Raw genomic sequence first — 6402 nt, forward strand, 5'->3', positions numbered from 1 at the left:
TTAAAAACTCTGTCAGCCTTAAAATTCTAGGTAATTTTTAATTATTACCTGAACTTTTTGCCCTTTACTGTATATACCAGGACGAGCATTCACTGCAATTACCTGAATTCCATTTCTTTCCAGAAGCAAGTCTTCATAGAAACCCTTAAAAAAAATATCCCGAATCAAATACCCTTTGCTACTCCAGCTACTTTTAAGCTGTACCCATTCAGGATAGATCATAACATGTTCCTTTTTCGATTTTATACCCATTTGCCTGGCTTCATCAACTGTTAAAACGAAAGCATTGCCAAGTAATTTGCCAGTATAAATATGAGCGGGCTCTGAATATAATAAATCAGGCTTACCTGATTCAATAAGTTTTCCGTCCTTTAAAATTAACATTTGATTAGCTAGCGTTAATCCATCAATTGGATCATGAGAAACAATAATGATCGTGATTCCCAACTCATCAGATAATCTTCTTAAATCTGCGCGAAACTGAGTTTTCAACACTGCATCAAGCTGACTGAAAGGTTCATCAAGAAGTAAAACTTCAGGTTCTGTAATAATTGCTCTTGCTAGAGCCACTCGTTGCTGCTCACCCCCACTCAAGTCAACAATTTTTTTAGTTGCCAAATGATCAATCCGGAGAAATTCCATCATTTTCTTTGCTTTTTGCTTCTTTGAGTTCAAATCTTCATTAGAAAGCATGCTTTCTATATTTTCATAAACCTTTGCAAAAAGATTCAGATTAAAATCTTGGCTAAGCATTTTCATAGAATCATGGCCAGGTATCAGTTTCTCATGTGGCCCATTCAGATGCTCAGCTTTAAAAAAAACTTCGCCTGAATCTGGTGCTAGCAAACCGTAAATAAGTTTTAAAAGCGTACTTTTTCCACTTCCACTTTCGCCAACAATGGCTACAAAATCACCCTTATTAATGGTAAGGCTTACTGAACTTACTCCCGCAAAAGAATCTTCAGAATAGTGTTTACTAACGTCTTTAAGAGAAATAAAAGGCTGTGACATGGTACCAAATATACTAAAAAACCCCGCCTGCTGAATTTCAGCACAAGCGGGGCTTTTTTAAATTACATTGCCTAAAATCCAAACATCAATCCAAAAGATAGATTTTTAAAATCTGCAGGGCCCTGACCATCAGCAAAGACATCATTGCCATAGTATTTAACAAATACACCTGTTGCTTCATATCCTAACCTAGCAAATGCTCCGTATCTAAAAGGATTTAGATTGTAATCGTCTTTAAACTTATCTTTACCATTTTGCTTACTCACTTGCTTAACTTTCCCATTCAATAGGAAACCGATCTCAGGCCCGAAAACAAAAAAAACAGACTTTTTATCAGTTTTGGAACGTATTTGGAATGCTAATGGGATTCGCAGATATCGACTAGAGAAGCGATTTTTCTTATAATCAACAGTCTCAGTTACATAACTAAGTGATGGTTTCTCCTTTTGCATGGTAATATCTTGCTTCAAACGCATATGATTCCAATCTAAACCGGCGCCTGTATAGATCTTAAAATAGCTACTAAATCTATATCCCATTTGAAAAAAATCAAAACCAAAATTGCTACTTTTCCAGGTATCACGTTCAAGGAATGAGTTTGCAGGACTAAGTGTAAAACTACCATTATCGGTGTAGGTGCTCAATCCCAGATCCAAACGTGCAGCATTGAACTGGACAGAAAATTTACTTTTTGATTTAGGTTCTGTCTTAGTACTATCCTTTTTAGAATCTTTATCACCAAACCTTATTATAACACTTTTCCGTTCCTTTTGAGTGGTATCTCGTGTAATAACCAGAATGGTATCTTTTTTTTGTTGAGCTAAGGCTCCTAATACAAATGTGCTTAATAGGGCACAAACAACTAATCGTTTCATTTTTTTAAAATTCTATTTTTTACTTTTTATTTTAACCAATCCTAAATTAATTCCGGATACTTCAGAGCCTTCGACACCATCTTTGAACTCTATCAATTTATCTTCTCGCTTATCAACCTTAGCAATTACAAAATTGACCAAACTAGCTATACTCCTTATTCTTTTGTGTCCATTATGAACGCGTTCTTCATCTAATATATGCTCTTCAGGCCTATCCACTTTAGTAATCATATCTGCCTGGGTAACATCTAGTAGCGACTGATCACCCGAATATCGTTCAGGTACGTTAACTAATTGCTTTGGCAGCGTAGCAATTGTCTTTTTAACTATAGCTGAAGCAATCACAATTGGAGCTTGCTCTACAGCAGGCTTCAACTCAGGCCTGGCTTGTGAAATTTCGGTTAGTAATTTATAATTACTTTCTGTTGGTTTCTCAATTACAAATTCTGTAAGTCTGGGCTTAAGTTCTATAAGAATTGGTTCTTGCTGAACAGGTTCAGTAATAGATTCTTTTGTTAATTGGGGAACCGAAACTTGAACTTTTTCTTTAGCAATTATCGGGCTACTGCTCTGAAGTTTAATTTTTTCTACTGGCCTGGTAAACCATAAACCCGCTGTGATCACCACAATAACACTTGCAGCAGCCATCCAGAAAGTTGAAAATGATTGCTTGCCAGATACCTTGTTATCCAATGTATTGGAAATCTTTCCCCATACCTCATTTGATGGTTCAACTTTAAGATTTTCAAAACGTTGCTGAAATAATTTATCTAGGTCTTTATCCGATATGGGATGCATAATTTAAGCCCTCCATTTTAATTATTTTTTCCTTTAATATAGCTCTAGCTCTTGACAATTGCGACTTTGAAGCCCCTTCAGTTATACCCAGAAGTTTGGCTATTTCTTTATGCGAATAGCCCTCTATTACATACATGTTAAATACCAGTCGATAACCATTAGATAATTGCTGAACTAGCTTAAGCAGATCCTTTAACTCGAGCCCGCTCATATCAAATGTATTTTGAGGCTGGTCATAAACCTCATCAATATCTACCAAATTTAAATTTCTGAGATTCTTCCGATAGGATTCAATGGCTGTATTCACCATGATCCGCCTGATCCATCCTTCAAAAGACCCTTCACCCCTAAAATCGGATATTTTTTGAAAGACCTTGACAAAACCCATTTGTAATACATCTTCGGCTTCAAAAGTATCTTTTGCATAACGCATACAAACTCCCATCATACGAGATGCCAAAGTTTTATATAGGTTTTCCTGAGCTTTCCTATCACCCCTTCTGCATCCTTCAAACAAACTATCTATCGTATAGGAATGATCCAAATTCATAGGCTTTAAGTTAAGATGCTAAACACTGTCATTTAGTTGCACGCTTTGGAAAATAAATCTGAATAGTATAGCCTTAAATTAGTCGAATTTTTAATTCTTTAGTTTTACATTAATTTAGGCAAGTAGATTTGAAAAACAAAATTGCTAGCTATAAATCAGACATGCTATTTAGAAAACCTAGCTAAAGGTTTGATCTGATCGATGTTATCGATCTGTTTTAGGTTTGAGAAGTTTGAAAGACTGTCTATAAACCAAGAAAGAAGAATTTGAAAATTCTATTTTTCTGGTTCCTGCTGGTCTTCCCAAATCCATATAAGGTTCAAACCGAAAGTCAAGATAAAGATTTGGAATAAGTTGCTTCTGATAGGAATATCGAAGCATAATCAACTTTCTGTTCTTTTCTGTATAACCAGGGTAGTTAATATGCTGGGAAACACTTTGATATAGAGGCATACCGTTAAAAGAAATAAATGACATTCCATTCCAATAAGTTCCCATCAGTGAACCATAATGCGTATCAATTCCAGTATTAAGATACCATCCGCGACCTTTAGAAAAAGCCTGCACATCTGTGAATGAAAAATCATTGAAGCCCATCAAATAATTTTCCGTTCGTATAGCATTCAAAAACCCAGATAAGGGAATCTTTAATTTAAAACCCAAAGCGGTATTAACCAGCGTTTGTAAAGGCTCAGGGTTAATATCAATCTGTCCTCCCTGATGAAAAACTGTTAATTGGACAGGAATAGAAAGATCGATTTTTGCGTTCTTCACTATTTTGAGATCTGCTGAAAGCCCACCCAGCACCTGCTCCTGCACAGGAGAGGGCTTGTAAATCATTCGTTTCCAATTAATAAAGGCATCCAAGAAAAAAGAAGTGTTTTTAAGTATAAACTGAGTACCATATTCTACAGGTTCAGTGATCCTTTTTTCAAAATCAAATAGCGGCTCAGCCATACGATGATGAATATTGCCTTCTAAAACACCATTAATCAGGGTGGTATTTCCATTTTGGTATTTAACACTTAGAAGCGGAAGCGTTCTGTAAAAGCCTTCATCCCCGAAATCTTTTTGCAAGTGAACACCAGCTATTACTGCAAGCCTAGGATGAGCATAATAAACCAGCTGGGGCTCTAACTGCGTTCCGAAAAGAGTATAACCGTCTTGAATTTTATTGAAGTACTCATAGTTTCGCATAAAGTTGAAACTCTGTACGCTTAATTGAAGTTCGCCGGATTTAAGACTATCAGGGCGAATGCGATATTCTAAACTATCAGTAGATATCTGAGCAAAAGAAGTATAATATATACTTAGAAAGGATAAAAAAATAAAGTATTTCTTCATTGAAAATTATCAGCAATCAATGCTAACCTCAGGTTTAAATGATGAGTTGATCAGGAATATCCGCAATCCAGTTTTAAAATTATTTTCTTTTTAAACGATAATACTTATAGATCTTAACCGCTGACATGATTACCGCACTAAATACCACAAGGCCTGTTAAGCCATATATCCAATCAACTGCACTTTTAAGGATTACTGTAAAGACGATGGCTACCAGAAAAATTGTAGCCAATTCATTCCAAAGCCTTAACTGAGTTGATGACCAAGTAAATATGCCCTGTTTTAGCTTGTTCATAATATTCTGACATAAAAAATGATAGACCAATAATCCAAGTACAAAGGCTAGTTTTACCAGCATCCAGTTCATACTTAATAAAACAGGATTAACCCAGATCATTGCAATACCAGCTAAGACAGAAATAGCCATAGCAGGGGTTGTGATTATATACCAGAGCTTATGCTGCATAATCTCAAACTGCCTTTGTAGCGTAATTCTCTCTAACTCAGATCGGTCATTAGCCTCTACATGATAGATAAACAAACGAACGATATAAAACAGTCCGGCCATCCAGCTGACAACAAAAATGATATGAATTGCCTTGAGATACAGATATAGCATAAAGGTGAAAGTTGAAAGCTAAAAGTTGAAAGCTAAAAGTTGAAAGCTAAAAGCTAAAAGCTAATTCATTAACATTATAATACATAAAATAAAATCCTTATTACTCCTTAGTAGCATAATAATACCAGTACCTCGTACCTCAGTCCTCAAACTTCATACCTCAAACCTCAGTCCTCATACTTCATACCTCAGTCTTCATACCTCAAACCTCAGTCTTCAGTCCTAATACCTAAACTCTTTAATCAGTTCAACAGCATATTTAACATGATCAAATGGGATATCCGGCATAATACCATGACCCAAATTAAAGATAAAGCCATCTTCTCCGCGCATACGTTCAAATAAGCGATGTATTCTTTCCTTAATTACTTTCTTATCTGCATAAAGAATATGCGGATCTAGGTTACCCTGAACAGCAATTCCTGCAGGAAGCATCTTTTTAATATCCAAAAGATCGGCATTCCAGTCAACTGAGATCACATCGGGCTTTGATTCGGCCATCAGTGGTGCAAAAACAGAGCTCCCTTTACAAAACGAAATGATTGGAATATCCTTTCTGTTCAGTTTTGAAATAATCTCTGTATTATAATTATGAGAGAATTCTTTATAATCATCCCATGACAAAGCAAGAGCCCAACTATCAAATAGCTGAAGGGCATTAACACCGGCATTGATCTGAAGATTTAAATAATCAACAGTAACCTTCGCAATTTTTGCAAGCAATTGATGAGCCAGTTCAGGATGGTTATGGATAAGAAGTTTGGTCAGTTTAAAATCTTTAGATGACCCTCCTTCTACGAGGTAACTCATCACCGTAAAGGGTGCTCCTGCAAAACCGATCAAAGGAATACTTCCATTTAAGCGCTGCTGAATTACTTTAATGGCATCTGCAACATATTGAAGTTTATCATCTACTTCTGTAAGCAATTTATCTACATCTGCCTGATTACGCACCGGGTTTGCAAACTTTGGACCCACACCCTGAGTAAAACTCAGATCGCCGCCCATTGCTTCTGCGGTAACAAGAATATCTGAAAATAGAATTGCCGCATCAATACCCAATAAATTGACCGGTAGCATGGTCACATCTGCTGCTATTTCAGGGGTTTTACACATCTCCAGAAAGGTGTATTTATTTTTTATTTCCCAGTACTCGGGCATGAACCGGCCCGCTTGGCGCATCATCCATACCGGAGGTCGCTCTG

7 protein-coding genes are annotated in these 6402 nt (G+C 36.3%); all 7 read right to left on the reverse strand.

The window, feature by feature from the left end; all coding sequences use genetic code 11:
- Positions 1 to 18: 18 nt before the first annotated feature.
- Entirely contained in the window at positions 19 to 1011 is a 993-nt protein-coding gene (locus ACIQZ6_RS07355) for an ABC transporter ATP-binding protein (RefSeq protein ID WP_395809675.1), read from the reverse strand.
- Between the two features lie 71 nt (positions 1012 to 1082).
- A complete protein-coding gene (locus tag ACIQZ6_RS07360; protein ID WP_395809677.1) occupies positions 1083 to 1886 on the reverse strand; it encodes an outer membrane beta-barrel protein in 804 nt (267 codons plus the stop codon).
- Positions 1887 to 1898: 12 nt separating this feature from the next.
- Positions 1899 to 2684, reverse strand: a complete 786-nt coding sequence (locus ACIQZ6_RS07365) for a hypothetical protein (RefSeq protein WP_395809679.1) — start codon at positions 2682 to 2684, stop codon at positions 1899 to 1901.
- Positions 2665 to 3234 carry an RNA polymerase sigma factor gene (locus ACIQZ6_RS07370; RefSeq protein WP_395809681.1) on the reverse strand — a complete coding sequence of 190 codons (570 nt, stop codon included), beginning with the start codon at positions 3232 to 3234 and terminating at the stop codon, positions 2665 to 2667. Before ACIQZ6_RS07370 ends, ACIQZ6_RS07365 begins: the two co-directional genes overlap by 20 nt.
- A gap of 204 nt (positions 3235 to 3438) precedes the next feature.
- On the reverse strand, positions 3439 to 4578 hold the full coding sequence (locus ACIQZ6_RS07375) for a hypothetical protein (RefSeq protein ID WP_395809683.1): 1140 nt from the start codon (positions 4576 to 4578) through the stop codon (positions 3439 to 3441).
- Between the two features lie 79 nt (positions 4579 to 4657).
- Positions 4658 to 5197, reverse strand: coding sequence for a CopD family protein (locus ACIQZ6_RS07380; protein WP_395809685.1), 540 nt, complete (start codon positions 5195 to 5197; stop codon positions 4658 to 4660).
- Between the two features lie 222 nt (positions 5198 to 5419).
- Positions 5420 to 6402 (reverse strand): uroporphyrinogen decarboxylase (hemE, locus tag ACIQZ6_RS07385; RefSeq protein WP_395809687.1); only part of this gene is annotated, 983 nt, incomplete at its 5' end.

This window comes from Daejeonella sp. (assembly GCF_044348475.1).
Taxonomy (GTDB): Bacteria; Bacteroidota; Bacteroidia; order Sphingobacteriales; family Sphingobacteriaceae; genus Daejeonella.

Bases quoted from the DNA above. Each gene is read 5' to 3' on its own strand.
- ACIQZ6_RS07375 (WP_395809683.1), bottom strand. From the start codon at position 4,578: ATGAAGAAATACTTTATTTTTTTATCCTTTCTAAGTATATATTATACT.
- ACIQZ6_RS07360 (WP_395809677.1), bottom strand. From the start codon at position 1,886: ATGAAACGATTAGTTGTTTGTGCCCTATTAAGCACATTTGTATTAGGA.
- ACIQZ6_RS07365 (WP_395809679.1), bottom strand. From the start codon at position 2,684: ATGCATCCCATATCGGATAAAGACCTAGATAAATTATTTCAGCAACGT.
- ACIQZ6_RS07355 (WP_395809675.1), bottom strand. From the start codon at position 1,011: ATGTCACAGCCTTTTATTTCTCTTAAAGACGTTAGTAAACACTATTCT.
- ACIQZ6_RS07370 (WP_395809681.1), bottom strand. From the start codon at position 3,234: ATGAATTTGGATCATTCCTATACGATAGATAGTTTGTTTGAAGGATGC.
- ACIQZ6_RS07380 (WP_395809685.1), bottom strand. From the start codon at position 5,197: ATGCTATATCTGTATCTCAAGGCAATTCATATCATTTTTGTTGTCAGC.